Raw genomic sequence first — 26,320 nt, 5'->3', positions numbered from 1 at the left:
AGCCCTTTCCCCGCCAAAGGGGAAACGACGCAACGACATTCTGCAGAGCACCGGGCCGGTGCGAAAGCACCGAACCTAGCGATCCCATCACACCATGCACGAAAAATACGTTCCCTCCGACGTCGAAGCCGCCGCGCAAGGGCAATGGCGCGCCATCGACGCCTATAAGACGACGGAAACCACCGACAAGCCCAAGTTCTACTGCGTCTCGATGCTGCCGTATCCGTCGGGCAAGCTGCACATGGGGCACGTGCGCAACTACACGATCAACGACGTGATGTACCGCTATCTGCGGATGAACGGCTACAACGTGCTGATGCCGATGGGTTGGGACGCGTTCGGCATGCCGGCGGAAAACGCCGCGATGGCCAACAACGTGCCGCCCGCGCAGTGGACCTACGACAACATCGCTTACATGAAGAAGCAGATGCAGTCGATGGGTCTCGCGATCGACTGGTCGCGTGAAGTCGCGACCTGCAGCCCCGACTACTACAAGTGGAACCAGTGGCTGTTCCTGAAGATGCTCGAAAAGGGCATCGCGTACAAGAAAACCGGCACCGTGAACTGGGACCCGGTCGACCAGACCGTGCTCGCGAACGAGCAGGTGATCGACGGGCGCGGCTGGCGCTCGGGCGCGCTCGTCGAAAAGCGCGAAATCCCGATGTACTACATGCGCATCACGCAGTACGCCGATGAACTGCTGAACGATCTCGAAGGACTCGGCTGGCCCGAGCGCGTGAAGATCATGCAGCAGAACTGGATCGGCAAGAGCTTCGGCGTGAACTTCGGCTTCCCGTATGAAATCGACGGTGAACAGAAGCTGCTGCGCGTATTCACGACGCGCGCCGACACGATCATGGGCGTCACGTTCTGCGCGATCGCCGCCGAGCATCCGCTCGCCACGCGTCTCGCGCAAGACAAGCCGGAACTGCAGGCGTTCATCGACGAATGCAAGCGCGGCGGCGTCGCCGAAGCCGACGTCGCGACGATGGAAAAGAAGGGCATGGCGACCGGCTTCTACGTCACGCATCCGCTGACGCACGAGCAGGTCGAGGTGTGGATCGGCAACTACGTGCTGATGACTTACGGCGAAGGCGCCGTGATGGGCGTGCCGGCGCACGACGAGCGCGACTTCGCGTTCGTGAAGAAGTACGGTCTGCCGGTGAAGCAGGTGGTCGCGGTCGAGGGCAAGGAGTTTTCGACTGAAGCCTGGGCGGAGTGGTACGGCGAAAAGACCGGCACGCTGGTCAACAGCGGCAAGTACGACGGTCTCGCGTACGACGAAGCGGTGGACCGCATCGCCGCCGATCTGAAGGAACTCGGCCTCGGCGACAAGCAGATCACGTGGCGTCTGCGTGACTGGGGCGTGTCGCGCCAGCGTTACTGGGGCACGCCGATTCCGATCATCCACTGCCCGAAGTGCGGCGACGTGCCGGTGCCGGAAAAAGACCTGCCGGTCGTGCTGCCGGAAGACCTCGTGCCGGACGGCACGGGCAATCCGCTCGCGAAGTCCGAAGCGTTCCTGAACTGCACGTGTCCGAGCTGCGGCGGTGCGGCGAAGCGCGAAACCGACACGATGGACACTTTCGTCGATTCGTCGTGGTACTTCTACCGCTACGCGTCGCCGGATGCGAAGACGATGGTCGACGAGCGCACCGACTACTGGGCGCCGATGGATCAGTACATCGGCGGTATCGAGCATGCGATTTTGCACCTGCTGTACTCGCGCTTCTGGGCGAAGGTGATGCGCGATCTCGGTCTCGTGAAGTTCGGCGAGCCGGCGAAGAACCTGCTCACGCAGGGCATGGTGCTGAACGAAACCTACTACCGCGAAAACGAGGCGGGCAAGAAGACCTGGTACAACCCGGCGGATGTGACCGTGTCGTTCGACGACAAGGGCCGCCCGGTCGGCGCGGTGCTGAACGCGGACGGCCAGCCGGTCGTGCTCGGCGGCGTCGAGAAGATGTCGAAGTCGAAGAACAACGGCGTCGATCCGCAGATGCTGATCGATCAGCACGGCGCGGACACCGCGCGTCTGTTCGTGATGTTCGCGGCTCCGCCCGAGCAGCAGCTCGAGTGGTCGGGGTCGGGTGTCGAAGGCGCGAGCCGCTTCCTGCGTCGCGTGTGGAACTTCGGCTATACGAACGAAGCTGCGCTGCGCACGGGTGGCCAGTTGGACGCCGCACAATTCAACGACGCGGACAAGGCGCTGCGTCGCGAGATCTATAGCGTGCTGAAGCAGGCCGATTTCGACTATCAGCGTCTGCAGTACAACACGGTGGTATCGGCCGCGATGAAGATGCTCAACGCGCTCGACGGCGCAAAGGGTGCGCAGACGGCCGTGCTGCGTGAGACCTACGGCGTGATGCTGCGCGTGCTGTATCCGGTCGTGCCGCATCTGACGTTCCAGTTGTGGCAGGAACTCGGCTACGCGGACGAATTTGGCCCGCTGCTCGACGCACCGTGGCCGAAGGTCGACGAGAAGGCGCTCGAACAGGCCGAGATCGAACTCGTGCTGCAGGTGAACGGCAAGGTGCGCGGCGCGATCACGGTCGCGAAGGACGCATCGCGCGAAGCGATCGAGCAGCAAGCGGCCGCGCACGAAATGGTCGCCAAATTCAGCGAAGGCAAGGCGCCGAAGAAGATCATCGTGGTGCCGGGCCGTCTCGTGAACGTGGTCGTTTGACGTTCCGAACCCTCATCCGGCAGATGGAGCGCCGCCCACCCGGCGGCGTTCCTCGGCACCGCGAATCCACTGCGAACCGGGAGCGAATGTGACTCGCAGATCGTTTTTGACGCTCGCTTGCAGCGTAATGATGTTGTCGGCCTGCGGCTTCCAGTTGCGCGGCCAGCAGGACTTCGCATTCAAGCGTCTCTATGTGTCGGGCGGCTCGCCCGCGGCCATCGCGCGCTTCACGCGCATGGTGCAGGGCGGCAGCGACACCGTCGTGGTGAACTCGGTCGCCAATGCCGACGCGATCCTGCAGATCACGCAGAACCGCAACCTCAGCACGCTGACGCTGAATTCGCTGGGCGTCGTCGCCGAGTATCAGCTGAATCTGCAGATGACCTACACGCTGACCGGCAAGGACGGCACGGTGCTGATTCCGGGCAGCGTGATCGCATTGAACCGCGCGATGACCTATAGCGACCAGTTCTCGCAGGCGAAGGCCGCCGAATCCGATATCCTGTTCGCCGACATGGAAAACGACGCGGTCGATCAACTGATCCGCCGTCTCGGCGTGGTGCGCTCGCTGCATCCGACGCCTGCCGAGGCCGTGCCGGGTATCGTTCCGCGCGCGCCGCTGCCGCCGCCGCCGCTGTGAGCATCGCGCCGTCCGCGATGCGTCGAACCTCATCCATCCCGTCAACCGCCAGCCATGCAACTGCGACCTGACGCGCTCGAAGCGCATCTCGCCAAGGGCCTTGCCGGACTGTACGTCGTGTACGGCGACGAGCACCTGCTCGCCCAGGAAGCGTGCGACCGCATCCGCGCGGCGGCGCGCGCGGCCGGTTTCACCGATCGCTCGGTGTTCACGGTCGAGCGCGGTTTCGACTGGAGTTCGCTGCTCGGCGCGAGTCAGTCGATGTCGCTGTTCGGCGACCGGCAACTGGTCGAGTTGCGCATTCCGTCGGGCAAGCCGGGCAAGGAAGGCGCCGATGCGCTGAAGGCGCTAGCGTCCACCGTCAACGACGACGTGCTGACGATGATCACGCTGCCGCGTCTCGATGCGGCCACGCAGAAGTCGGCATGGTTCACCGCGCTCGCCGACGCGGGCGTCGCGCTGAAGATCGATCCGGTCGAGCGCGCGCAGCTGCCGAACTGGGTCGGGCAGCGGCTCGCGGCTCAAGGCCAGCGCGTCGCAGCCGGCGAGGAAGGGCGGCGCGCGCTCGCGTTCATCGCCGAGCGCGTCGAGGGCAATCTGCTCGCCGCGCATCAGGAAATCCAGAAACTCGGGCTGCTGTATCCGAGCGGCTCGCTGAGCTTCGATCAGGTGCAGGACGCAGTGCTCAACGTCGCGCGCTACGACGTGTTCAAGCTCAACGAGGCGATGCTCGCGGGCGACGTCGGCCGTCTCGCGCGCATGCTCGACGGCCTGCGCGGTGAAGGCGAGGCGGCGGTGCTCGTGCTATGGGCCGTTGTCGAGGAAGTGCGCACGCTGTTGCGGATCAAGCGCGGCGTCGCAGCTGGCAAGCCGCTCGCGATGCTCACGCGCGAGAACCGCGTGTGGGGTCCGCGCGAACGACTGATCGGGCCGGCGCTGTCGCGTGTCAGCGAAGCGGCGCTCGAGAAGGCACTCGCTTTGGCGGCGCGGCTCGACCGGCAGGTCAAGGGCTTGTCGGGCGGCACGCCGGGCAATCATCGCAACGATCCGCCGCCCGATCCGTGGGACGGCCTGTTCGAACTCGCGATGACGGTGGCCGCGCCAAAAACGTCGGCGGCGTCGCCAGTGCCGCCGCCGCGACCTCGGGCACCGACTGAGGCGCCAGCGCGGCGGCCAATCTAAGCAGCTGGGCGCGGGCGAGCTTCGGCAGCGATTGCTATCGCACAGCAATCGTCAGTCGCTTCGCATGCAGACCACCGTGTTTCGCGTGCCACACGCTCGACGCAACGCATCGGCAAGCCCGCGACAGCACAGCGCACCCGCTGCCCCTCGCGAGCAAAGCCCCGGTACCCGACTTACAATCGTTTGATCTTTCGCTAATCTTGCCCGACCACCGCACGCCAACGTGCGGGCATCACGAGAATGACCATGGATATCGACCAGTACATGACCGACCTCGGCCAACGCGCTCGCCAGGCTTCGCGCGCGATGGCGCGGGCGTCGACCGCCGCGAAGAATGCGGCGCTTGCAGCGGTTGCCGAGGCGATCGAGCGCGATGCCGATTTGCTGAAGGCCGCCAACGCGCGCGACCTCGAACGCGCCCGCGGCAAGGGCCACGACGCCGCGTTCATCGACCGTCTGACGCTGTCCGACAAGGCGCTGAAGACGATGGTCGAAGGCCTGCGCCAGGTCGCGGCGCTGGCCGATCCGATCGGCGAAATCAGCAATCTGAAGTATCGGCCGAGCGGCATCCAGGTCGGCCAGATGCGTGTGCCGCTCGGCGTGATCGGCATCATCTACGAATCCCGCCCGAACGTGACGATCGACGCCGCCGCGCTGTGCCTGAAGTCAGGCAACGCGACCATTCTGCGCGGCGGCTCGGAAGCGCTCGAATGCAATACCGCGCTCGCGAAGCTGATCGGCGAAGGGCTCGAGGCAGCCGGTCTGCCGCAGGACGCGGTGCAGGTGGTCGCGACGTCGGACCGCGCGGCGGTCGGCAAGCTGATCACGATGACCGAATACGTCGACGTGATCGTGCCGCGCGGCGGCAAGAGCCTGATCGAGCGTCTGATGAACGAAGCGCGCGTGCCGATGATCAAGCACCTCGACGGCATCTGCCACGTCTATGTCGACGATCGCGCGGACCTGCCGAAGGCGCTCAACGTCTGCGACAACGCGAAGACGCACCGCTACGGCACCTGCAACACGATGGAAACGCTGCTGGTCGCGCGCGGTATCGCGGCCGAAGTGTTGCCGCCGCTAGGCAAGCTGTATCGCGGCAAGGACGTCGAGCTGCGCGTCGATGCGGAGGCGCGCGCGGTGCTGGCCGATGCGGGCGTCGGCCCGCTCGTCGACGCGACCGAGGAAGACTGGCGCACCGAATATCTGGCGCCGGTGCTCGCGATCAAGGTGGTCGACGGCATCGACGCGGCGATAGAGCACATCAACACGTATAGCTCGCAGCACACCGATGCGATCGTCACCGAAGACCACGACCGCGCGATGCGCTTCCTGCGCGAAGTCGATTCGGCGAGCGTGATGGTCAATGCGTCGACGCGTTTCGCGGACGGCTTCGAGTTCGGCCTCGGCGCCGAGATCGGCATTTCGAACGACAAGCTGCACGCGCGCGGCCCGGTCGGCCTCGAAGGGCTGACGTCACTGAAATACGTCGTGCTGGGTCACGGCGAAGGTCGTCAATAAGCACGAATCGAAGCACCGCAAAAACGAACACCACAACAACAAGGACCACAAGGACCCCGCCGATGCTTTGGGTAAAGACGTTTCACATCGTGTTGATTGCCTCCTGGTTTGCCGGCCTGTTCTATCTGCCGCGCATCTTCGTCAATCTGGCGATGGAAACGGAACCCGCGGCGACGGCGCGTCTTTTGCTGATGGCGCGCAAGCTGTTCCGCTTCATGAGCTTCATCGCGGTGCCAGCGATCGCGTGCGGCTTGTGGTTGTGGCTCGTGATCGGCATCGGCAGCGGGCAGGGCTGGATTCACGCGAAGGTTGGCGTGGTCGTGCTGCTCGTCATCTACCACGCGTATTGCGGCGTGCTGCTGCGCACATTCGAGCGCGGCGAAAATCGCCGCTCGGACAAGTGGTATCGAATGTTCAACGAGCTGCCGGTGCTCGGGATGCTCGCGGCGGTCGCGCTGGTGGTGATCAAGCCGTTCTGAGCGGCTGACGGCGTTCGGCAGGGCGCTGGAAAAGACAAAAGGGCGGTGTGCCGGTTGAATGGCACACCGCCCTTTTGCGTTATCTCCGTCGTTCCGCTCTTTATCGGACCGGATTACCCCTGCGAGTCCACCCGCCGCCGGTGAATCACTTCCTTCGTCTGCGCGAGCTTCTCCACCAGTTCGGGCCCGCGGCTCAACGCGACGCCGACCGCCAGAATGTCGCCGATCGCCAGATGCGATACGCGCGAGGTCATCGGCGAAAAGATGTCGGTGTCTTCGTCGACGTTTGCGAAGAGGCCCACGGTTGCGAGCCGCGCGAGCGGCGAGTTGCCGTGGGTGATCGCGATCACCTTCGCGCCCGCGTTAAGCGCGGCCCTCGCGGCATCGATGATGTCGCGCGTGCGGCCCGTGTTGGAAATCGCGACGACTACGTCGCCCGGCCCGAGCAGCGCGGCCGACATCAAAAACGTGTGCGGGTCCGAATACGCGACGCTCGGCATGCCGAGCCGGAAGAACTTGTGCTGCACGTCGAGCGCGGCGATGCCCGAGCCGCCCGCGCCATAGAACTCGATGCGCTTCGCCTGCGCAAGCATGTCGATCGCCGCCGCGACGCTATCCGCCGACAGATTGTTGCGCACCTGAATCAGCGCGCCGATCGTCCGGTCGAGCACCTTCGCGGCGACGCCCGGTGTCGGCTCGTCGGGCCGCACGTCGCGATAGACGGCGGGCACTTCGCTGGCGATGCCCTGCGCGAGCCGGATCTTGAATTCGCGAAAGCCGGAAAAACCGAGCGCATGGCAGAAGCGCGCGATCGTCGGCTGACTCACGCCCGCGCGCGCGGCGACCTCGGTCATCGACAGATCGAGCACTTCGCGCGGCGCCTCGATCACATAATCGGCCAGCTTGCGCTCGGACGGGCGCAGCTGTTCACGCATCTCTTCCACTTGGGACAGCATCATCGGAAAACTCGCACTATGCTGAAGAACGTGTGGACTATATCCGATTGGTCGTTGGCGCACAAAAAGCTAAGTACAAAAACTACATATCGGCGGGTAAGTGTATTCCCTGGGTTTCGGCTGCAAAGCGCTGAGACGCCGCCAGTTGGGCGACTCCTCGATTCTCGCGATGCGGCACCGCAACAGCGTTCGTAATTGCGAGCATGTAGTTTTTCTACTAATATGGCGTCGTTCGATATCACAACCCCGCGATACCGCCTGGTGTCATGCGTGCGCCTGCCGCCAGCGACGAAGGAGCTCCGATGGTTTCCCCGCATTCGCAATTGTTGAAGGTCACGCAACGCGTGATCGAGCGCAGCAAGCCCACGCGTGAAGCGTATCTGGCCCGCATCCAGCACGCGCAGGGGCGCTTTCCGGCACGCGGCGCGCTGTCGTGCGCGAACCTGGCCCACGGTTTCGCCGGTCTCGAAGGCAACGACAAGCTCGTGATCAAACAGATCCGCGAGCCGAACATCGGCATCGTGTCGTCGTACAACGAGATGCTGTCGGCGCACGCGCCGTACAAAAACTACCCGGACATCATCAAGCAGGCCGCGCGCGAAAACGGCGGCGTCGCGCAATTCGCGGGCGGCGTGCCGGCGATGTGCGATGGCATCACGCAGGGCAACGCGGGCATGGAGCTGTCGCTGTTCTCGCGCGAAGTGATCGCGATGGGCACGGCCGTCGCGCTCACCCACAACATGTTCGACGCGGCGCTGTGCCTCGGCATCTGCGACAAGATCGTGCCGGGCCTGTTGATCGGCGCGCTGCAATTCGGCCATCTGCCGACCATTTTCGTGCCGGCCGGCCCGATGACGAGCGGCCTGTCCAACGACGACAAAGCCAAGACGCGCCAGCAGTTCGCGACCGGCCAGTGCGGCCGCGAAGCGCTGCTCGAAGCGGAAGCGGCCGCGTATCACAGCCATGGCACCTGCACCTTCTACGGCACCGCGAACAGCAACCAGATGCTGATGGAAGTGATGGGCCTGCATCTGCCGGGCTCGGCCTTCGTGCATCCGCACACGCCGCTGCGCGACGCGCTGACCGCCCAGGCCGCGCGCCGCGTACTCGATCTGACGGTCGAGCGCGGCCACTACATGCCGATCGGCCACGTGATCGACGAGAAGGCGATCGTCAACGGCATCGTCGCGTTGCTGGCGACCGGCGGCTCGACCAATCACACGCTGCACCTCGTCGCGATCGCGCGCGCGGCCGGCATCATCATCGACTGGGACGACTTCGACACGCTGTCGCAGGCGGTGCCGCTGCTCGCGAAGATCTATCCGAACGGCAAGGCCGACGTGAACCACTTCCACGCGGCGGGCGGCGTCGCGTTCCTCGTGCGCAATCTGCTCGAAGGCGGTCTACTGCATGAAGACGTGAACACCGTCGCGGGCAAGGGCCTGAAGCGCTACACCGAGGAGCCCAAGCTGCTCGACGGCAAGCTGCAATGGGTCGCGGGCGCCGAGGCGAGCGCGGACACCGCGGTGCTGCGCGGCATCCAGGAGCCGTTCCAGCCGGACGGCGGCCTGCGTCTGATGCAGGGCAAACTCGGCCGCGGCGTGATCAAGATTTCAGCGGTCGCGGCGCAGCATCGCAAGGTGAAGGCGCCGGCAATCGTGTTCGATTCGCAGGAGGCAGTGCAGGAAGCGTTCGACAAGGGCGAGCTCAAGCGCGACTTCATCGCGGTGGTGCGCTTCCAGGGCGCCCGCGCAAACGGCATGCCCGAGCTGCATCGTTTGACGCCGCTGCTCGGTGTGTTGCAGGATCAGGGTTTCCATGTCGCGCTGGTGACCGACGGCCGTATGTCGGGCGCGTCGGGCAAGGTGCCGGCGGTCATTCATGTGTCGCCGGAAGCGTTGCTGCAGGGCCCGCTCGGCAAGGTTCGCACGGGCGACATGCTGGTCATCGACGCCGAAGCGGGCGTGCTCGACATCGAGATCGACGCAGCCGAATGGGCCGCGCGTCCGAACGCCGAGCCGCTGCATCAGGCGGACAACGAAGCCGGCTTCGGCCGCGAGCTGTTCGGCGTATTCCGCGCCGCGGCGGCGCCGGCGGAGCAGGGCGCGTCGGTGTTCGGCAAGCTGATCGGCGAGGGCGGCGCGCTCGACGGCCAGCACGGCCACGGCAGTCACCACAAGCACGCCGACAAGCACGCCCATCAACCCAGCGACCATCACGCGAGCACCGCCCAAGCCGGCGCGGCGCTGCAGAAACAAGGAGTCTGACTATGACGTCGAAAACAGTAAGCGATATCGTGCGCCTCGGCCCGGTGATTCCGGTGCTCGCGTTCGACACGGTCGAACAGGGCGAACACGTGTCGCGCGCGTTGCACGCGGGCGGCGTGAAGGTGCTCGAAATCACGCTGCGCACGCCGGCGGGCCTCGGCGCGATCGAGCGTGCGTGTGAGCTCGCCGACGACATCGTGGTCGGTGTCGGCACGATCACGAAGCCCGAGCATTGCGCGCAAGCGAAGAAGGCGGGCGCGCAGTTCGGCGTGTCGCCGGGTCTGACCAAGGAGATGCACCAGGCCGCGCAGGACGTGGGTCTGCCGCTGCTGCCCGGCGTGATGACGCCATCGGACATCATCCTCGCGCTCGAACTCGGCTACGAGATCGTCAAGTTCTTCCCCGCGCAGCAGGCGGGCGGCGTGCCGATGCTGCAGGCATTCCACGGTCCGTTCCCGGCACTGAAGTTCTGCCCGACCGGCGGCATCACGCCTGAAAGCGCGCCGCACTTCCTGTCGCTGCCGAACGTGGTCTGCGTCGGCGGTTCGTGGCTCACGCCGAAGGCCGCGCTCTCCGCGCAGAACTGGGACGAGGTGACGCGCCTCGCGCGCGCCGCGAGCCAGTTGGCGGCGCCCGCGCACTAAGGCCCACGACACACCAGCGCATCGGTTATCTGAACCGGGCCCAGGAGTCTCGTCGATACAGCCGCATCAGGCTGTCGCGCCGAGACTCTTTTTTTGCTTGATATGCGTGCTGGATTTGCGCGCGTTTTTGAAACAAACAGTAAAATTCAGCGTCCGCGCGGTCAGCCGGGTTTCAGGCATCGCGCAGATTGCCGTGAGACGAAGTGCCGGCCGCATCCGCACTCTGAAATCAATAAACCTAAGGAGGGGCTTCATGGAATCTGCCCACGGAAGCATGCTGCTGGTCTACGCGTTAATCGCGATCGCGTTGCTGATCTTCATGATCACGCGCCTGAAGGTCTATCCGTTTCTCGTTCTGATCATCGTGTCGTTGCTGCTGGGCCTCGTGGCCGGCATGCCGATGCAGACCATCGTCAAATCGTTCGAAACGGGTAACGGCAACACGCTCGGACACATAGCCATCGTCGTCGGTCTCGGCACGATGCTCGGCAAGATGATGGCCGAATCGGGCGGCGCCGAGCGCGTCGCGACCACGCTGATCAACTGGTTCGGTGAGAAACACATTCACTGGGCGATGATGGTCGTCGCGATCATCGTCGGCTTGCCGGTGTTCTTCGAAGTCGGTTTCGTGCTGCTGATTCCGATTGCGTTCAACGTTGCCAAGCGCACCAACAAATCGCTGCTGCTGGTCGGCCTGCCGATGGTCGCGGGTCTGTCCGTCGTGCACGGGCTGATTCCGCCGCACCCGGCCGCGCTGCTCGCCGTGCAGGCGTATCACGCGGATATCGGCAAGACGATCGCCTATGGTCTGATCGTCGGCATCCCCTGCGCGATCGTCGCTGGTCCGCTGTTCGCGCTGCTGGTGAGCCGCCATATCCAGTTGCCGAAGGAAAATCCGCTTGCCGCCCAATTTCTCAGTCACGACGCGAATAACGGCAACGGCGTGAAAACCGACGCACCGAAGCGCGAACTGCCGGGCTTCGGCATCACGCTGGCCACGATCCTGTTGCCGGTGGTTCTGATGCTGGTCGGCAGTTGGGCTGACCTGGTGTTCGAACCGAAGACGCTGCCGAACGATCTGCTGCGCTTCTTCGGCAACACCGACGTCGCGCTGCTGACGGCCGTGCTGGTCAGCTTCTGGACCTTCGGCGCGAGCCGCGGCTTTAACCGCGAGCAGATCCAGAAGTTCTGCGGCGAGTGTCTGGCGCCGATCGCGGGTATTACACTGATCGTCGGTGCGGGCGGCGGTTTTGGTCGGGTGCTGATGGATAGCGGCATTTCGAAGGAAATCACCAACGTGGCGACCGCGGTGCATCTGTCGCCGCTGCTGTTCGGCTGGATCGTCGCGGCGATGATCCGTCTCGCGACCGGTTCGGCCACCGTCGCGATGACGACCGCCTGCGGCATCGTCGCGCCGATCGCGGCGGCCGGTGCGGTGCAGGTGAAACCGGAACTGATGGTGCTCGCGACCGGCTCGGGCTCGCTGATCTTCTCGCACGTGAACGACGGCGGCTTCTGGCTGATCAAGGAATATTTCGGCATGACGGTGGTGCAGACCTTCAAGACGTGGTCGCTCCTCGAAACCATCATTTCGGTGATGGGGCTCGCCTTGACCTTCGCACTCGCGGCGGTCCTGTAAGGAGTTTCAAATGATTCTGATCGCAATGGGCGTGTCGGGCGCCGGCAAGACGAGGATTGGCGAAATGCTGGCCGAGCGCCTGCATTGTGCGTTCACCGACGGCGACGCGTTCCATAGCGCGGCGAACAAGGAAAAGATGCACCACGGCATCCCGCTCACCGACGAAGACCGTTGGCCGTGGCTGAAGACGATCCGCGCGGCGATCGAGGAAAAGCAGAAGGCGGGCGAAACGGCGGTATTCACGTGTTCGTCGCTGAAGCGCTCGTATCGCGACATTCTGCGTGCCGGCGACAAGGACGTGTGCTTCGTCTACCTGAAGGGTTCGCGCGAGGTGCTCGCGGAGCGTCTCGGTCATCGCACCGGGCATTTCTTCGATCCGTCGCTGCTGCAAAGCCAGCTCGACACGCTCGAGGAGCCGGGTGACGACGAAGCGATCACGGTCAGCATCGATCTGACGCCGGAGCAGATCGTCGACGAGGTGCTCAAGCAGGTCGAAGCGCGCTGAGTCTTTGATTCCCCCGCGTTCCAGCTTCGAACGCGGGACGAAAAAAAGCCGCTCCTCGGAGCGGCTTTTTTATGCGCGGAAGCTGGACCAGCCGATCAGCCGATCCGCTTCGCCAGTTCGACGGCCTTGCCGATGTACGAGCCGGGCGTCATTTCGAGCAGACGGTTCTTCGCGTCCTGCGGAATCGCCAGGCTGCCGATGAAGCTCTGCAGTGCCTCGCGCGTGATGCCCTTGCCGCGCGTGAGCTCCTTCAGCTGTTCGTACGGGTTCTCGATGCCGTAACGGCGCATCACGGTCTGCACCGGCTCGGCCAGCACTTCCCAGCAGTTGTCGAGGTCTTCGTTCAGACGCTGCGCGTTCACTTCGAGCTTGTCGAGGCCGCGGATCAGCGAGTCGTACGCGAGCAGCGAGTAGCCGAACGCGACGCCGATGTTGCGCAGCACCGTCGAGTCGGTCAGGTCGCGCTGCCAGCGCGACACCGGCAGCTTGTCGGCGAGATGGCGCAGCGTCGCGTTCGCGAGGCCGAGGTTGCCTTCGGAGTTTTCGAAGTCGATCGGGTTGACCTTGTGCGGCATCGTCGACGAGCCGATTTCACCGGCCTTGGTGCGCTGCTTGAAGTAACCGAGCGCAATGTAGCCCCACACGTCGCGGTCGAGATCCAACAGGATCGTGTTTGCGCGCGAGATTGCGTCGAACAGCTCGGCCATGTAGTCGTGCGGCTCGATCTGGATCGTGTACGGATTGAACGTGAGCTTCAGGCGATTCTCGACGACGTCCTTCGAGAACGCTTCCCAGTCGAACTCCGGATACGCGGACAGGTGCGCGTTGAAGTTGCCGACCGCGCCGTTCATCTTGCCGAGCAGCTCGACCTTCGCGATGCGCTCGATCGCACGTGCGAGACGCGCGGCGACGTTGGCGATTTCCTTGCCGAGCGTGGTCGGGCTGGCCGGCTGGCCGTGCGTGCGCGACAGCATCGGCTGGGCGGCTTGCGCATGCGCGAGCGCGACGAGGCGTTGATGCACCGAGCGCAGCGCCGGCAGGATCACGTGTTCGCGCGCGCCGGCGAGCATCAGGCCGTGCGACGTGTTGTTGATGTCTTCCGACGTGCACGCGAAGTGGATGAACTCGCTCGCGCGCTCCAGTTCTTCCTGACCCTTCACCGACTCCTTCAGCCAGTATTCGACGGCCTTCACGTCGTGGTTCGTCACGCGCTCGATTTCCTTGATGCGCGCGGCGTCGTGCGCGGTGAAGCGCTCGGCCAGTTGCAGCAGGAACTGCTCGGACGCCTCGGAGAAGCGCGGCACTTCGGCAAAGCCGGCGCGTGACAGCGCGATCAGCCAGTGGATTTCGACCGTCACGCGATTGCGCATGAAGGCGGCTTCCGAAAGCCAGTCGCGCAGGGCTTCGGTTTTGGCGGCATAGCGGCCGTCGAGCGGGGAGAGCGCGTTCAGCGCGAACAGGGTGTCGGGGCGGGTGTCGGACATGATGAGGACCGGGTTGAGGCGCAGGTTGAGGCGCGGGTTAAGGCACTGAGCGCTCAGCGAGCGGATCTGGAACGGAGGGAACCGTGGATTTTACCACTGTGATGCGATGCGCCCGTCCGGATGCATCGGCCGCACGTCGCGCCGCTAGAATGCAGACTTCTTCCTCTCGCCGGCAAACGCACTCGCATGGAACTGAAATGGCTCGAAGACTTCATTTCGCTCGCGGAAACGCGTAGTTTCAGCCGCTCGGCCGAACTGCGCCATGTCACGCAGCCGGCTTTCTCGCGCCGCATCCAGGCGCTGGAAGCGTGGCTCGGCACGGAACTGATCGACCGTTCTGTTTATCCGACGCGGCTCACGGCGGCCGGCCAGGTGTTCAACGAGCAGGCGCTCGCGATGCTGTCGCAATTCCACGAGGCGCGCGCGCTGTTGCGCGGCCACACGGCGACGCCGCAAGCGACGATCGAATTCGCAGTGCCGCACACGCTGTCGCTGACATACTTCCCGCGCTGGCTGCAGCGCATCGAGGCGCAGATGGGCCCGATTCACACGCGGCTGCGTGCGCTGAACGTGCACGACGCGGCGCTGTCGCTGGTGGAGGGCGGCTGCGATCTGATGATGGGCTACCACCATCCGAGCCATCCAGTCGCGCTCGACCCGGCGCGCTACGACATGCTGACGCTCGGTCACGAGCCGATCAGCCCGTTCTCTGCGCCGGCCCGCGCGGGCCGTCCGCGTCACACGCTGCCGGGCTCGGCCGACGCACCCGCGCCGTATCTGTCGTACACGCCGAACGCATACCTCGGGCGCATGACCGAGGTGATTCTCGCGAACGCGCCGGAGCGCCTGTACCTCGACCGACTCTATGAAACCGACATGGCCGAGGGGCTCAAGGCGATGGCGCTCGCCGGTCACGGCATCGCGTTTCTGCCGCATAGCGCGGTCGAAGATGCGGTGGCCGACGGCCGGCTGATCCGCCTCGATCGGGCGACCCGCGGCACGCCCGAAGGGCAACTGACGCTCAGCATGGAGATTCGCCTGTACCGCGACAAACTTGCCGCGAAAAGCGACGACTCACGCCAGATCCTCGTGCGGCAGTTGTGGGACGTGGTGTCGGAGGAGCTCCGGCAGAGCGCCGCCTGAAACGCGGCATAAAAGTCGAGTTCGGACCTGCGTCGCGGCGACGTGAAATTGCGGCTTTCCGAACGTTATGCAAGAAAAACATAACTGGATAAGGAAACGGCATTGGATTTCAATACGGCGTTTTTCCACAATGCCCGTACTCGATCAAACGCCGGAGCGTTCATGTCATCCCAGCAACAAGCCGCAGAATCGGCACAAGCCGCCTCAACGTTGCAGTCCGTTCCCTCCTACCTCAATAAAGAAGACCTCGGCCCTTGGGGCAACTATCTGCGCCAGGTCGACCGCGTCGCGCCGTATCTCGGTTCGCTGTCCCGCTGGCTCGAAACCCTCAAGCGCCCGAAGCGCATTCTCGTCGTCGACGTGCCCATCGAACTCGATAACGGCACGGTTGCGCACTTCGAGGGCTATCGCGTGCAGCACAACGTGTCGCGCGGTCCGGGCAAGGGCGGCGTGCGTTATCACCAGGACGTTACGCTCTCCGAAGTGATGGCGCTGTCCGCGTGGATGTCGGTGAAGAACGCGGCGGTGAACGTGCCGTACGGCGGCGCGAAGGGTGGCATCCGCGTCGATCCGCGCACGCTGTCGCGGGGCGAGCTCGAGCGCGTGACACGCCGCTACACGAGCGAGATCGGCATCATCATCGGACCGAATACTGACATCCCCGCGCCGGACGTGAACACGAACGAGCAGATCATGGCGTGGATGATGGACACGTACTCGATGAATCAGGGCCAGACGGCCACCGGCGTCGTGACCGGCAAGCCGATCACGCTCGGCGGCTCGCTCGGCCGCCGCGAGGCGACCGGCCGCGGCGTGTTCGTGGTGGGCTGCGAAGCGGCTCGCCGCATCGGCTTCGACATCGAAGGCGCGCGAATCGCGGTGCAGGGCTTCGGCAACGTCGGCGGCATCGCCGCGCGTCTGTTCCAGGAGGCGGGCGCCAAGGTTGTCGCGGTGCAGGACCACACCGGCTCTGTGTACAAGTCCACCGGCATCGACGCGGTCGCGCTGCTCGATTACGTCGCGAAGAAGGGCGGCGTCGGCGGATTCCCCGAAGCCGACGCGATCACCGCCGATGAGTTCTGGACCGTCGAATCGGACATCCTGATTCCGGCGGCGCTGGAAAACCAGATCACCGAAAAGAACGCAGGCAAGATCAAGACCAGGATCATCGTCGAGGGCGCAAACGGCCCGACCACCACGGCCGCCGACGACATCCTGCACGATCGCGGCATCCTCGTGATCCCGGACGTGGTCGCGAATGCGGGTGGTGTGACAGTGTCATATTTCGAATGGGTGCAGGACTTTTCGAGCTTCTTCTGGACCGAGGACGAGATCAACGAGCGCCTCGAGCGCGTGATGCGCGAAGCGTTCGCGGCGGTGTGGCAGGTGTCGAGCGAGCAGGGCGTGTCGGTGCGCACGGCGGCGTTCATCGTCGCGTGCAAGCGGATTTTGCAGGCGCGCGAGATGCGCGGCTTGTATCCCTGATGGACCCTGTCCTATCTTGTTGGAAGCGGCGGTGACACGGCCCGGTATCCGGGCCGGGAGGCGAAACCGTCGAAATTTTGTGCATCAGCGCGGTCCACAAGACGGCGTGTTTGACCGGCGGGCGGCATCCTATCGATGCCGCCCGCCTTCTCGTATGTGCGAAACGGCTGTGCGACCGCGCCCCGGGCCCATCGCGGCGTGCGCGCAACAGCATGGTTAATAGGCATACTTTCAGAAAAATTACTTTGTTACACTGGCGCCGGTTCTTGCCAAGGAGATCAAGATGAAGGTTAAAAAAGCTGCGCTGTTGCTCGCCACTCTCGGATTGTTTACGGTTGGCGCGCATGCGCAAGACTCGGGGACGCTGAAAAAGATCAAGGATACTGGCGTCATTTCGCTGGGTCATCGGGAATCGTCGATCCCGTTCTCGTATTACGACGACAAGCAGAACGTGATCGGCTACTCGCAGGATTACGCGGTGAAGATCGTCGAGGCCGTCAAGCAGAAGCTGAACATGCCGAACCTGAAGGTGAAGCTCGTGCCGGTCACGTCGCAGAACCGTATTCCGCTCGTGCAGAACGGCACGGTCGACATCGAGTGCGGCTCCACCACGAATAACCTCGAGCGCCAGCAACAGGCTGCGTTCACGAACACGATCTTCGTGATCGGCACGCGTCTGATGACCAAGAAAGATTCGGGCATCAAGGACTTCCCGGATCTGAAGGGCAAGACGGTCGTGACGACCGCCGGCACCACGTCCGAGCGCCTGCTTCGCAAAATGAACCAGGACAAGAACATGGGCATGAACATCATCAGCGCGAAGGATCACGGCGAGTCGTTCCTGACGCTGTCGACGGGCCGTGCAGCCGCGTTCATGATGGACGACGCGCTGCTCGCTGGCGAGCGCGCCAAGTCGAGCAACCCGAACGATTTCGTGATCGTCGGCACGCCGCAATCGCGTGAGGCTTACGGCTGCATGCTGCGCAAGAACGACGCCGACTTCAAGAAGGTCGCCGACGACGCGATCGCGAAGGTCCAATTGTCGAGCGAAGGCGAAACGATCTACAAGCGCTGGTTCGAATCGCCGATCCCGCCGAAGGGCCTGAACCTGAACTTCCCGATGAGCGACGACATGCGCGCGCTGTTCAAGAACCCGAACGACAAGGCAATCGACTAAACCCTAGCTGCTTTTTCGACACTTTCGAAACGCTGAACGGAACGGAAGGGGCCACGCGCTTCTTCCGTTTCTTTTTGCCGGAGTCTTGGTCATGTCATATCACTGGAACTGGGGCATTCTGCTGAGTCCCGTCTCCACGGGCGAGCCGACCACCTACCTGGGCTGGCTGCTCTCGGGGCTGTGGGTGACGGTCACCGTGTCGCTGTCGGCATGGGTGATCGCGCTGATCGTCGGCTCGCTGTTCGGTGTGCTGCGCACGGTGCCGAACAAATGGGCGTCGGGCGTCGGCACCGTCTACGTCGCGGTTTTCCGTAACATTCCGCTGATCGTGCAGTTCTTCATCTGGTATCTGGTGATACCGGAGCTGCTGCCCGTGTCGATCGGCACCTGGTTCAAGCAATTGCCGCCGAGCGCGCAGTTTTTCTCGGCGTCGATCGTGTGTCTGGGCCTCTTCACCGCCGCGCGGGTGTGCGAGCAGGTGCGCTCGGGCATCAACGCGTTGCCGCGCGGCCAGCGCGCGGCCGGTCTCGCGGTGGGCTTCACGCAATGGCAGACGTATCGCTACGTGCTGCTGCCGGTCGCATACCGGATCATCGTGCCGCCGCTCACCTCCGAGTTTCTGAACATCTTCAAGAACTCCGCGGTTGCCTCGACGATCGGTCTGCTCGATCTGTCCGCGCAGGCGCGCCAGCTGGTCGACTATACGTCGCAAACTTATGAGTCGTTCATCGCTGTCACGGTCGCGTACATGCTGATCAATCTGGTCGTAATGCTACTGATGCGCTGGGTCGAAGCGAAGACCCGGTTGCCCGGCTATATCGGAGGCAAGTGATGCATCATTTCGACTGGAGCGGTATTCCGGGCGCGCTGCCTACGCTGTGGACCGGCGCAATCATCACGTTCAAGATCACGCTGATCGCGATCGTGTTCGGCATCATCTGGGGCACCATTCTCGCGATGTTTCGACTGTCGTCGATCAAGCCGCTCGAATGGTTCGCGAAGGGCTACGTGACGCTCTTCCGTTCGATCCCGCTCGTGATGGTGCTGCTGTGGTTCTTCCTGATCGTGCCGCAGGTGCTGCAAAGCGTGCTCGGTTTGTCGGCCGACATCGACATCCGGCTCGCCTCGGCGATGGTCGCGTTCTCGCTGTTCGAGGCCGCGTACTATTCGGAGATCATCCGCGCCGGCATTCAGGCGGTGCCGCGCGGCCAGGTCAACGCGGCGTTCGCGCTCGGCATGACCTATGGGCAGTCAATGCGTCTGATCGTGCTGCCCCAGGCGTTTCGCGCGATGGTGCCGCTGCTGCTCACGCAAGGTATCGTGCTGTTTCAGGATACATCGCTCGTGTACGTGATCAGCCTCGCCGACTTCTTCCGCACGGCCACAAATATTGGCGATCGTGACGGCACGAATGTCGAGATGGTACTGTTCGCGGGTGCGGTTTATTTCGTGATCTGTGTGATCGCGTCGAGCCTCGTCAAAGGTCTTCAGAAAAAGGTCGCAAGATGATCTCTATCAAGAATGTTTCGAAGTGGTACGGCCATTTCCAGGTGCTGACCGACTGCACGACGGAAGTCAAAAAGGGCGAAGTGGTCGTGGTGTGCGGGCCGTCCGGCTCGGGCAAGTCCACGCTGATCAAGACCGTCAACGGCCTCGAGCCGTTCCAGAAGGGCGAGATCGTCATCAACGGCCAGTCGCTGACCGACAAGAAAACCAATTTGTCGAAGCTGCGCTCGAAGGTCGGCATGGTGTTCCAGCACTTCGAGCTGTTCCCGCATCTGTCGATCGTGCAGAATCTGACGCTCGCGCAGATCAAGGTGCTCGGCCGTTCGAACGACGAGGCGACCGCGAAGGGCCTGAAGCTGCTCGATCGCGTGGGTCTGCGCGCGCATGCGGACAAGTATCCTGGGCAGCTGTCCGGTGGTCAGCAGCAGCGCGTGGCGATTGCGCGAGCGCTGTCCATGGACCCGATCGCGATGCTGTTCGACGAGCCGACTTCGGCGCTCGACCCGGAAATGATCAACGAAGTGCTCGATGTGATGGTCGAACTCGCGCAGGAAGGCATGACGATGATGTGCGTGACGCACGAAATGGGCTTCGCGAAGAAGGTCGCGCATCGCGTGATCTTCATGGACAAGGGCTTGATCGTCGAAGACGACCGCAAGGAAGACTTCTTCGCGAATCCGAAATCCGATCGCGCGAAGGACTTTCTCGCGAAGATCCTGCACTGAGATTCGCCGCGCAGGCCTCGTTGCCGAGGCTTGCGTGCGGATGAAAAAAGCCGCTCCGTGGAGCGGCTTTTTGTTGCCTGGCTGAGGGCGACGTCAGCGGCTCATGACTCGAACGCCGCCGCATCATCTGCGGCTTCGAGATCGGTTTCGCTGTCGGGCGAAAGTGTGGTTTCGCGCGTGCCCACTGCGTGCGCGCCGTTCGATGCCGCGATCGTCGTGGCCGATGCGGATGCATCGAGCGTGGGATTGCGCAGTTTTTCGAGCACCGAGTCCGGCACCGGGATATTGGCCTGGCCGATCACTTCGCCATGCCGGAACATCAGCAGATCGCCGGGCTTGAACGCAGTCCACACTTCGTTGTCGGTCAGCGGCTTGGTCGCGATGACGGCGACGCGGTCTTCCGGCGTCGTGTATTTGGCGAAATCGATCGATACGTCCGCGTCGACCAGATGCGCGGTCGAAAACGGCCAGTGGCGCACGAGGTAATGCAGATGCGTCGAGCAATGCGCGAACAGCGCCTGGCCGTTCGACATCAGGAAGTTGAACACGCCGTACTGCGTGATTTCACGCGTGAGCGCTTCGAGCACGGCGAACAGCTCGTCAAGCGGCGGCTGCTGTGTGCCCGGAAAAGCCTTGCGCAATCCTTGCAGCAGCGCGCAGAACGACAGTTCGCTGTCGGTCGTGCCCACCGGCTGATACACGCCGTTCAACTCCGGCGCGTAAGCCTGAAGATCGCCGTTATGCGCGAAGATCCAGTGACGCCCCCACAGTTCGCGCATGAACGGGTGGCAGTTTTCGAGCAGGATGTGCCCTTGGGTCGCCTTGCGGATGTGCGCGATCGTGTTTTTCGATTTGATCGGGTAGCGCTTGACCATCTCGGCGATCGGCGACGTGGCCGACGATTGATGATCGATGAACAGGCGGCAGGCCTTGTCTTCAAAGAAGGCGATGCCCCAGCCGTCGGCGTGGTGATCGGTGACGCCGCCGCGAGCCGCAAAGCCGGTAAAGGAGAACGTGACGTCCGTCGGCGCGGCGCAATTCATTCCGAGAAGTTGGCACATGTTGCAGGTGAGCCTGTGAACGGAGCGAGCCGTTACAATGATGATTTTCCAAGCATATCACCGAGCCGAAGACGCCAAATAGCAAAATTGACACGTGTTTGGGCCGCTACAACGCGGTTTGACCGGTCGATCAGCGTGGCGCGCGAAGTCTCGTATTCCTGCCATGACTGCTTCCAACGTTTCCCCCGACTCCGTCACGCTGGTCCGTCCGGACGACTGGCACCTGCATGTGCGCGACGGCGCGATGCTCGCGGCCGTGCTGCCTGACACTGCACGCCAGTTCGGTCGCGCGATCATCATGCCGAACCTGAAGCCGCCGGTCACGACGACCGAGATGGCGAAGGCGTATCGCGAGCGCATCATCGCCGCGATTCCCGAGGGCGCGAAATTCGAGCCGCTGATGACGCTGTACCTGACCGACAACACGCCGCCCGACGAAATCCGCCGCGCGCGCGAGAGCGGCTTCGTGCACGGCGTGAAGCTGTACCCGGCGGGCGCGACGACGAACTCCGACGCGGGCGTCACCGATCTGATGAAGTGCGCGAAGACGCTGGAAGTGATGCAGGAAGTCGGCATGCCGCTGCTCGTGCACGGCGAGGTGACGGATTCGGACATCGATCTGTTCGACCGCGAGAAGGTCTTCATCGATCGCGTGATGATGCCGCTGCGCCGCGCGTTTCCGGCGTTGAAGGTCGTGTTCGAGCACATCACGACAAAGGACGCGGCCGATTACGTCCGCGAAGCGGGCGTCGCGCCGGAACTGCTTGGCGCGACGATCACCGCGCACCATCTGCTGTACAACCGCAACGCGATTTTCCAGGGCGGCATCCGTCCGCATTATTACTGCCTGCCGGTGCTCAAGCGCGAGACGCATCGCGTTGCGCTGGTCGAGGCGGCGACCTCGGGCGATCCGCGCTTCTTCCTCGGCACCGACAGCGCGCCGCATCCGAAGGGGCTGAAGGAGCACGCGTGCGGCTGCGCGGGCTGCTATACCGCGCTGCACGCGCTCGAGCTCTACACCGAGGCATTCGACAAGGCCGGCGCGCTCGACAAGCTCGAAGGCTTCGCGAGCTTCCACGGCCCGGACTTCTACCGTCTGCCGCGCAATACGGAGAAGGTCACGCTGCGTCGCGAGGAATGGACGCTGCCGGCCGAACTGCCGGCTGGCGATACGCCGGTCGTGCCGCTGCGCGGCGGCGAATCGATTGGCTGGCGTCTCGTTTGAGGCTGCGTTAGATGCCCGAGCGTGACGCGGGCCAGCGCGCTGCCAATGTTGATGTCGCGGCGAACTCGAGCTCCGCGCTAGCACATGAAGCCGCGGCCAAAGCTGCGCGCGGCATGGCACCCGAGCCTGTGCCGCCAGGCTTCGCCGCGATCGACTGGTCGACGCCGTGGTTCGCGCAATTCGCCGCACGCGGTCAGCGTTGGCAGCAAGCCGCGCTGACCGGCTATGCAGATTTGCTCGCCGCGATGAACGCCGACGCCGCTTTGATGCAACAGACCACCGGTCGCGGCCGCCGTCTCGCGTTTATCGCGCAGGACGATCTGCCACCGGGCGCCGCGTACGAGGGGCATATCGCGTCGACCGGTTGCGTGCCGACGCGCCACAATCTGCACGACTTCTTCAACGGTTCGATGTGGTTCGCGTTTCCGCGCATCAAGGCGGCGTTGAACGCGCGGCAGTCGGCCGAACTCGACGTGCTCGGCGTCGGCCCGACGCGTGGCGGCGTGCGCGACATGCTGACTCTGTTCGACGAGAACGCGCTGCTGTTCGCTTGCGCCGATCCCGCGCTGAGCGCCGCGCTACGGGGCTTCGACTGGCAGACGCTGTTCGTCGCGCGGCGCGATGCGTGGGGGCGCGGCTGCGAAGTGCGCTGCTTCGGCCATGCGCTGCTGGAAAAGCTGATCGCGCCGTTCAAGGGCTGCACCGGTCATGCGTGGATCGTCGACGTGCCGGCCGAGTATTTCGACTGGGACACCCTGGCGCGCGACGCATGGCTAGATGAAGCGGTCAGCACGGCGCTGCTAGGTACCGAGGCTTTGACGAGCAGCCTGTTCGCACCGCTGCCGGTGCTCGGCATTCCGGGCTGGTGGCCGGAGAACGAATCACCCGCGTTCTATGACGACGCGACCGTGTTTCGAGCTGGGCGGCGCAAGCGTTAGGCGCTTTTGCTTTCGGTGTTAAAATCCGCGCCAGCAAAGCAGGCCAGGCAGTCGCGGCCTCGGCGGCTTCGGCCAACGAGGGCGAGGAAAGTCCGGACTCCACAGGGCAGGGTGATGGCTAACGGCCATCCGTGGCGACACGCGGAACAGGGCAACAGAAAGCAAACCGCCGATGGCCCGGCGCAAGCCGGGATCAGGTAAGGGTGAAACGGTGCGGTAAGAGCGCACCGCGGCTGTCGCAAGGCAGACCGGCACGGTAACCTCCACCCGGAGCAATTCCAAGTAGGCAGGCGCGCATCTTCGCGATGCAGGACGGGGCCCCCGTCTCGTCTGCGGGTAGGAAGCTTGAGCGCGTCAGTAATGGCGCGCCTAGAGGAATGGCTGCCACGCGCGTCGCGTCTCCGGACGCGGCGTGTGCACAGAATCCGGCTTATCGGCCTGCTTTGCCGCTGAATAAGAAAAGCCGGCGTCCGTTGGGACGCCGGCTTTTTCATTTGAGGCGAGGGTGGCGGCCGTGGCCGCTATCGCTATCGCGCTCAGAGCGCGACGATGTCGAACGAATGCGTGAGTTCGGCGGTCTTCGCGATCATGATCGACGCCGAGCAGTATTTGTCGTGCGACAGATTGATCGCGCGCTCGACGGTCGCTGGATTCAGATTCTTGCCCGTCACCGTGAAGTGGAAGTGGATCTTCGTGAACACCTTCGGATCTTCGCTTGCGCGCTCGGCCTTCAGCGTCACCGAGCAGCCGGCGATCTCCTGGCGGCTCTTCTTCAGGATCATCACGACGTCGTAGGCGGTACAGCCGCCGGTGCCAAGCAGCACCATTTCCATCGGACGCGGCGCGAGGTTGCGTCCGCCACCCTCGGGTGCGCCGTCCATCGCGACCAGATGACCGCTGCCCGTCTCGGCTGCGAACGCCATCCCGTCTTGTCCCATCCAGCTTACTTTGCATTCCATGCTGTCACTCCCACCGCGCATCGCTTTGTCGAGACGGCATTGTAGCCCGGCGTCTGACAATTAGCTGCGGCTGACCGCACCCGGTTTCCATGCACACTGATTGCTTTCTTGCTGCAGTGCGGAATGGACGCTCGATTCGCTGTCCCGCATCCGGTTTAGGGGTTTTACTCTAGGGGATGTTTGAATGCGGTTTGAATTATTTCGCCGTTCGCGGTTGATCCATAAGGGATTTTTTGCCCAACGTTCGCAGTGCACCGAGTGTGTCACATTATGAAAGCGCATTTCGCAATGCAAATATTCTTGCGTTGCACAAGGGCGACTCTTATAATTCACCCATCGTTGCAGCAGCTCTGCAACCTCCGCTGTCTCCTCCACCTCCTCCTTTGGTGGATTAAACCCGAACCACTTGTTCGGGTTTTTTTTCGTCTGCCTTTGTCCGGCGTTTTGCCCCGATTTCGGACCGCTTCTGGCGTGCACATCGCACGTTTTGACTTGCGAGCACAAATTCCTTTATAATTCAGGGCTTTTCCGCATCCGCGCCCGCGGAAGAAGAACCAGGGAGAGCCTGCACGCGCCTCGATGCGCACACTACAAGCAGGAAAGAACACATTGGGCGCAGCAATTTTTTTGGATCGATCATGAAGACGTTTTCCGCAAAAGCCCATGAGGTGACGCGCGAATGGTACGTGATTGACGCGACGGATAAGGTTCTCGGGCGTGTCGCCAGCGAAGTGGCACACCGTCTTCGCGGCAAGCACAAGCCTGAATTCACTCCCCACGTCGACACCGGTGATTTCATCATCGTTATCAACGCAGGCAAGCTGAAGGTCACGGGCAACAAGGTTACCGACAAGAAGTACTACCGTCACTCGGGCTACCCGGGCGGTATCTATGAAACGACGTTCGGCAAGATGCAGGAACGCTTCCCGGGCCGCGCGCTCGAGAAGGCGGTCAAGGGCATGCTGCCGAAGGGCCCGCTCGGCTACGCGATGATCAAGAAGCTGAAGGTCTACGCTGACGCAACGCATCCGCATTCGGCACAACAGCCGAAGGCGCTCGAGATCTAAGGGGAGCCCACATGATCGGTAACTGGAATTACGGCACGGGCCGCCGCAAGAGCGCCGTCGCTCGCGTGTTCATCAAGGCAGGCAAGGGCGACATCGTTGTGAACGGCAAGCCCATCGCCGACTACTTCTCGCGCGAAACGTCGCTGATGATCGTGCGCCAGCCGCTGGAACTCACGAACCACGGCACCACGTTCGACATCAAGGTGAACGTGACCGGCGGCGGTGAAACGGGTCAAGCCGGTGCGGTTCGCCACGGCATCACCCGCGCGCTGATGGACTACGACGCAACGCTGAAGCCGCAACTGTCGAACGCTGGCTTCGTGACGCGTGACGCTCGTGAAGTCGAACGTAAGAAGGTCGGCTTCCACAAGGCACGTCGCCGCAAGCAGTTCTCGAAGCGTTAATCGTTTCGGGCGCGAACCGGCCTTCACGCCGGTTTGCAGCAAAAGCCGCCAACGCCACGCGCGAAGGCGGCTTTTTTTATGATTCACTGGGGTTTGCAGCCCGGTCTCGTTCGCTCGAGCGGCAACGGCTTGCCTTGCATCGACCTTGCAACAAGAACCCATTGATTTTGTGGGCATCAGCACGATCTTCGGAACAGCCCTACAATATCGGCTAAAGCTTTTTGGAGAGTTCGAATGAACGCAGTCACCGACACCCCCGTGACCGAGATGCCGGCCCCCTTCGTCTTCACCGACGCAGCGGCTGACAAGGTCAAGCAACTGATCGATGAGGAAGGCAACCCGGAGCTCAAGCTGCGCGTATTTGTGCAGGGCGGCGGCTGCTCGGGCTTCCAGTACGGCTTCACGTTTGACGAAGCGATCAACGAAGACGACACCGTGATGAACAAGAGCGGCGTCCAACTGCTGATCGACTCGATGAGCTATCAGTACCTGGTAGGCGCAGAGATCGACTACAAGGATGACATCAACGGCGCGCAGTTTGTCATCAAGAACCCGAATGCGACCACGACCTGCGGTTGCGGTTCGTCGTTCTCGGTCTGAGCGGAAAGGCTCATTCAGCCACAGCGCAAA

25 protein-coding genes and 1 other RNA gene are annotated in these 26,320 nt (G+C 63.4%); 21 read left to right on the top strand and 5 right to left on the bottom strand.

Annotation, left to right across the window (positions count from 1 at the left end):
• Positions 1-94 precede the first annotated feature (94 nt).
• The 5 genes from leuS (at position 95) to GCT19_RS15775 (ending at position 6,505) form a co-directional block, all read left to right on the top strand.
• Positions 95-2,686: a leucine--tRNA ligase gene (leuS, locus tag GCT19_RS15795; RefSeq protein ID WP_018437682.1), complete on the top strand. Its 2,592-nt coding sequence runs from the start codon at positions 95-97 to the stop codon at positions 2,684-2,686.
• An 88-nt stretch (positions 2,687-2,774) separates the two neighbouring features.
• Positions 2,775-3,326 carry an LPS-assembly lipoprotein LptE gene (locus GCT19_RS15790; protein WP_026229118.1) on the top strand — a complete coding sequence of 184 codons (552 nt, stop codon included), beginning with the start codon at positions 2,775-2,777 and terminating at the stop codon, positions 3,324-3,326.
• A gap of 54 nt (positions 3,327-3,380) precedes the next feature.
• Positions 3,381-4,508, top strand: coding sequence for a DNA polymerase III subunit delta (gene holA / locus GCT19_RS15785; protein WP_152852474.1), 1,128 nt, complete (start codon positions 3,381-3,383; stop codon positions 4,506-4,508).
• 246 nt (positions 4,509-4,754) lie between these two features.
• Positions 4,755-6,026 carry a glutamate-5-semialdehyde dehydrogenase gene (locus tag GCT19_RS15780; protein WP_152852473.1) on the top strand — a complete coding sequence of 424 codons (1,272 nt, stop codon included), beginning with the start codon at positions 4,755-4,757 and terminating at the stop codon, positions 6,024-6,026.
• Between the two features lie 62 nt (positions 6,027-6,088).
• Entirely contained in the window at positions 6,089-6,505 is a 417-nt protein-coding gene (locus GCT19_RS15775; protein WP_013090525.1) for a CopD family protein, read from the top strand.
• A gap of 113 nt (positions 6,506-6,618) precedes the next feature.
• Here the strand turns inward: GCT19_RS15775 and GCT19_RS15770 are convergent, their stop codons facing one another.
• Positions 6,619-7,464, bottom strand: coding sequence for a MurR/RpiR family transcriptional regulator (locus GCT19_RS15770; RefSeq protein WP_152852472.1), 846 nt, complete (start codon positions 7,462-7,464; stop codon positions 6,619-6,621).
• A gap of 299 nt (positions 7,465-7,763) precedes the next feature.
• Here GCT19_RS15770 and edd point away from each other — a divergent pair, with 299 nt between their 5' ends.
• Together edd and eda are read left to right on the top strand one after the other, a co-directional pair.
• Complete coding sequence (gene edd / locus GCT19_RS15765) at positions 7,764-9,728, top strand: phosphogluconate dehydratase (RefSeq protein ID WP_152852471.1); 1,965 nt, start codon at positions 7,764-7,766, stop codon at positions 9,726-9,728.
• Positions 9,729-9,730: 2 nt separating this feature from the next.
• Entirely contained in the window at positions 9,731-10,372 is a 642-nt protein-coding gene (gene eda / locus GCT19_RS15760; RefSeq protein ID WP_152852470.1) for a bifunctional 4-hydroxy-2-oxoglutarate aldolase/2-dehydro-3-deoxy-phosphogluconate aldolase, read from the top strand.
• Positions 10,373-10,438: 66 nt separating this feature from the next.
• On the opposite strand, the gene GCT19_RS15755 is transcribed toward eda, so the two are convergent.
• On the bottom strand, positions 10,439-10,627 hold the full coding sequence (locus tag GCT19_RS15755) for a hypothetical protein (protein ID WP_026229119.1): 189 nt from the start codon (positions 10,625-10,627) through the stop codon (positions 10,439-10,441).
• On the opposite strand from GCT19_RS15755, the gene GCT19_RS15750 reads away from it, so the two are divergent.
• Together GCT19_RS15750 and GCT19_RS15745 are read left to right on the top strand one after the other, a co-directional pair.
• Positions 10,626-12,011 (top strand): GntP family permease, encoded by a 1,386-nt coding sequence (locus tag GCT19_RS15750; protein ID WP_013090521.1) that lies wholly within the window; start codon positions 10,626-10,628, stop codon positions 12,009-12,011. The genes GCT19_RS15755 and GCT19_RS15750 overlap by 2 nt on opposite strands.
• Positions 12,012-12,021: 10 nt before the next feature.
• Positions 12,022-12,516: a gluconokinase gene (locus tag GCT19_RS15745; RefSeq protein ID WP_013090520.1), complete on the top strand. Its 495-nt coding sequence runs from the start codon at positions 12,022-12,024 to the stop codon at positions 12,514-12,516.
• Positions 12,517-12,611: 95 nt separating this feature from the next.
• Here GCT19_RS15745 and purB read toward each other — a convergent pair whose 3' ends face one another.
• Complete coding sequence (gene purB, locus GCT19_RS15740; RefSeq protein ID WP_018437691.1) at positions 12,612-14,000, bottom strand: adenylosuccinate lyase; 1,389 nt, start codon at positions 13,998-14,000, stop codon at positions 12,612-12,614.
• A 186-nt stretch (positions 14,001-14,186) separates the two neighbouring features.
• Here purB and GCT19_RS15735 point away from each other — a divergent pair, with 186 nt between their 5' ends.
• The 6 genes from GCT19_RS15735 to GCT19_RS15710 all read left to right on the top strand — a co-directional run bounded on the left by GCT19_RS15735 (position 14,187) and on the right by GCT19_RS15710 (position 20,036).
• Complete coding sequence (locus GCT19_RS15735) at positions 14,187-15,143, top strand: LysR family transcriptional regulator (protein ID WP_152852469.1); 957 nt, start codon at positions 14,187-14,189, stop codon at positions 15,141-15,143.
• A 162-nt stretch (positions 15,144-15,305) separates the two neighbouring features.
• A complete protein-coding gene (locus tag GCT19_RS15730; RefSeq protein WP_018437693.1) occupies positions 15,306-16,628 on the top strand; it encodes a Glu/Leu/Phe/Val family dehydrogenase in 1,323 nt (440 codons plus the stop codon).
• 283 nt (positions 16,629-16,911) lie between these two features.
• On the top strand, positions 16,912-17,805 hold the full coding sequence (locus tag GCT19_RS15725) for a glutamate/aspartate ABC transporter substrate-binding protein (protein ID WP_013090516.1): 894 nt from the start codon (positions 16,912-16,914) through the stop codon (positions 17,803-17,805).
• Positions 17,806-17,896: 91 nt separating this feature from the next.
• A complete protein-coding gene (locus GCT19_RS15720; RefSeq protein WP_152852468.1) occupies positions 17,897-18,637 on the top strand; it encodes an amino acid ABC transporter permease in 741 nt (246 codons plus the stop codon).
• Positions 18,637-19,314, top strand: coding sequence for a glutamate/aspartate ABC transporter permease GltK (gltK, locus tag GCT19_RS15715; RefSeq protein ID WP_018437695.1), 678 nt, complete (start codon positions 18,637-18,639; stop codon positions 19,312-19,314). Before GCT19_RS15720 ends, gltK begins: the two co-directional genes overlap by 1 nt.
• Positions 19,311-20,036, top strand: coding sequence for an amino acid ABC transporter ATP-binding protein (locus GCT19_RS15710; RefSeq protein ID WP_013090513.1), 726 nt, complete (start codon positions 19,311-19,313; stop codon positions 20,034-20,036). Before gltK ends, GCT19_RS15710 begins: the two co-directional genes overlap by 4 nt.
• Before the next feature lie 101 nt (positions 20,037-20,137).
• On the opposite strand, the gene GCT19_RS15705 is transcribed toward GCT19_RS15710, so the two are convergent.
• A complete protein-coding gene (locus tag GCT19_RS15705) occupies positions 20,138-21,097 on the bottom strand; it encodes a class II glutamine amidotransferase (RefSeq protein ID WP_084598445.1) in 960 nt (319 codons plus the stop codon).
• A 163-nt stretch (positions 21,098-21,260) separates the two neighbouring features.
• Here GCT19_RS15705 and pyrC point away from each other — a divergent pair, with 163 nt between their 5' ends.
• The 3 genes from pyrC to rnpB all read left to right on the top strand — a co-directional run bounded on the left by pyrC (position 21,261) and on the right by rnpB (position 23,709).
• A complete protein-coding gene (gene pyrC / locus GCT19_RS15700; RefSeq protein ID WP_018437697.1) occupies positions 21,261-22,322 on the top strand; it encodes a dihydroorotase in 1,062 nt (353 codons plus the stop codon).
• Between the two features lie 11 nt (positions 22,323-22,333).
• On the top strand, positions 22,334-23,260 hold the full coding sequence (locus GCT19_RS15695) for a DUF3025 domain-containing protein (protein ID WP_152852467.1): 927 nt from the start codon (positions 22,334-22,336) through the stop codon (positions 23,258-23,260).
• A 35-nt stretch (positions 23,261-23,295) separates the two neighbouring features.
• Positions 23,296-23,709: RNase P RNA component class A (rnpB, locus tag GCT19_RS15690), an RNA gene on the top strand.
• An 87-nt stretch (positions 23,710-23,796) separates the two neighbouring features.
• Here rnpB and GCT19_RS15685 read toward each other — a convergent pair.
• Complete coding sequence (locus GCT19_RS15685; protein ID WP_026226035.1) at positions 23,797-24,219, bottom strand: OsmC family protein; 423 nt, start codon at positions 24,217-24,219, stop codon at positions 23,797-23,799.
• 638 nt (positions 24,220-24,857) lie between these two features.
• Here GCT19_RS15685 and rplM point away from each other — a divergent pair.
• From rplM to erpA, 3 genes are all read left to right on the top strand, one after another.
• The gene (rplM, locus tag GCT19_RS15680; RefSeq protein ID WP_013090508.1) at positions 24,858-25,286 is read left to right on the top strand and encodes a 50S ribosomal protein L13; all 429 of its coding nucleotides are present in this window, start codon (positions 24,858-24,860) and stop codon (positions 25,284-25,286) included.
• A gap of 11 nt (positions 25,287-25,297) precedes the next feature.
• Positions 25,298-25,690, top strand: a complete 393-nt coding sequence (gene rpsI / locus GCT19_RS15675; protein WP_013090507.1) for a 30S ribosomal protein S9 — start codon at positions 25,298-25,300, stop codon at positions 25,688-25,690.
• A 234-nt stretch (positions 25,691-25,924) separates the two neighbouring features.
• Positions 25,925-26,290 carry an iron-sulfur cluster insertion protein ErpA gene (gene erpA / locus GCT19_RS15670; RefSeq protein WP_013090506.1) on the top strand — a complete coding sequence of 122 codons (366 nt, stop codon included), beginning with the start codon at positions 25,925-25,927 and terminating at the stop codon, positions 26,288-26,290.
• Positions 26,291-26,320: the final 30 nt, after the last annotated feature.

This window comes from Paraburkholderia atlantica (assembly GCF_009362785.1).
Taxonomy (GTDB): domain Bacteria; phylum Pseudomonadota; class Gammaproteobacteria; order Burkholderiales; family Burkholderiaceae; genus Paraburkholderia; species Paraburkholderia atlantica.
Note: the sequence above shows the minus strand (reverse complement) of the source record. Positions and strands in the feature narration are given on the sequence as shown.

What these genes read in the sequence shown, in the direction of transcription:
- leuS (WP_018437682.1), top strand. Translation starts at nt 95, where the DNA reads ATGCACGAAAAATACGTTCCCTCCGACGTCGAAGCCGCCGCGCAAGGG.
- holA (WP_152852474.1), top strand. Translation starts at nt 3,381, where the DNA reads ATGCAACTGCGACCTGACGCGCTCGAAGCGCATCTCGCCAAGGGCCTT.
- GCT19_RS15780 (WP_152852473.1), top strand. Translation starts at nt 4,755, where the DNA reads ATGGATATCGACCAGTACATGACCGACCTCGGCCAACGCGCTCGCCAG.
- GCT19_RS15775 (WP_013090525.1), top strand. Translation starts at nt 6,089, where the DNA reads ATGCTTTGGGTAAAGACGTTTCACATCGTGTTGATTGCCTCCTGGTTT.
- GCT19_RS15770 (WP_152852472.1), bottom strand. Translation starts at nt 7,464, where the DNA reads ATGATGCTGTCCCAAGTGGAAGAGATGCGTGAACAGCTGCGCCCGTCC.
- edd (WP_152852471.1), top strand. Translation starts at nt 7,764, where the DNA reads ATGGTTTCCCCGCATTCGCAATTGTTGAAGGTCACGCAACGCGTGATC.
- eda (WP_152852470.1), top strand. Translation starts at nt 9,731, where the DNA reads ATGACGTCGAAAACAGTAAGCGATATCGTGCGCCTCGGCCCGGTGATT.
- GCT19_RS15750 (WP_013090521.1), top strand. Translation starts at nt 10,626, where the DNA reads ATGGAATCTGCCCACGGAAGCATGCTGCTGGTCTACGCGTTAATCGCG.
- GCT19_RS15755 (WP_026229119.1), bottom strand. Translation starts at nt 10,627, where the DNA reads ATGAAGCCCCTCCTTAGGTTTATTGATTTCAGAGTGCGGATGCGGCCG.
- GCT19_RS15745 (WP_013090520.1), top strand. Translation starts at nt 12,022, where the DNA reads ATGATTCTGATCGCAATGGGCGTGTCGGGCGCCGGCAAGACGAGGATT.
- purB (WP_018437691.1), bottom strand. Translation starts at nt 14,000, where the DNA reads ATGTCCGACACCCGCCCCGACACCCTGTTCGCGCTGAACGCGCTCTCC.
- GCT19_RS15735 (WP_152852469.1), top strand. Translation starts at nt 14,187, where the DNA reads ATGGAACTGAAATGGCTCGAAGACTTCATTTCGCTCGCGGAAACGCGT.
- GCT19_RS15730 (WP_018437693.1), top strand. Translation starts at nt 15,306, where the DNA reads ATGTCATCCCAGCAACAAGCCGCAGAATCGGCACAAGCCGCCTCAACG.
- GCT19_RS15725 (WP_013090516.1), top strand. Translation starts at nt 16,912, where the DNA reads ATGAAGGTTAAAAAAGCTGCGCTGTTGCTCGCCACTCTCGGATTGTTT.
- GCT19_RS15720 (WP_152852468.1), top strand. Translation starts at nt 17,897, where the DNA reads ATGTCATATCACTGGAACTGGGGCATTCTGCTGAGTCCCGTCTCCACG.
- gltK (WP_018437695.1), top strand. Translation starts at nt 18,637, where the DNA reads ATGCATCATTTCGACTGGAGCGGTATTCCGGGCGCGCTGCCTACGCTG.
- GCT19_RS15710 (WP_013090513.1), top strand. Translation starts at nt 19,311, where the DNA reads ATGATCTCTATCAAGAATGTTTCGAAGTGGTACGGCCATTTCCAGGTG.
- GCT19_RS15705 (WP_084598445.1), bottom strand. Translation starts at nt 21,097, where the DNA reads ATGTGCCAACTTCTCGGAATGAATTGCGCCGCGCCGACGGACGTCACG.
- pyrC (WP_018437697.1), top strand. Translation starts at nt 21,261, where the DNA reads ATGACTGCTTCCAACGTTTCCCCCGACTCCGTCACGCTGGTCCGTCCG.
- GCT19_RS15695 (WP_152852467.1), top strand. Translation starts at nt 22,334, where the DNA reads ATGCCCGAGCGTGACGCGGGCCAGCGCGCTGCCAATGTTGATGTCGCG.
- GCT19_RS15685 (WP_026226035.1), bottom strand. Translation starts at nt 24,219, where the DNA reads ATGGAATGCAAAGTAAGCTGGATGGGACAAGACGGGATGGCGTTCGCA.
- rplM (WP_013090508.1), top strand. Translation starts at nt 24,858, where the DNA reads ATGAAGACGTTTTCCGCAAAAGCCCATGAGGTGACGCGCGAATGGTAC.
- rpsI (WP_013090507.1), top strand. Translation starts at nt 25,298, where the DNA reads ATGATCGGTAACTGGAATTACGGCACGGGCCGCCGCAAGAGCGCCGTC.
- erpA (WP_013090506.1), top strand. Translation starts at nt 25,925, where the DNA reads ATGAACGCAGTCACCGACACCCCCGTGACCGAGATGCCGGCCCCCTTC.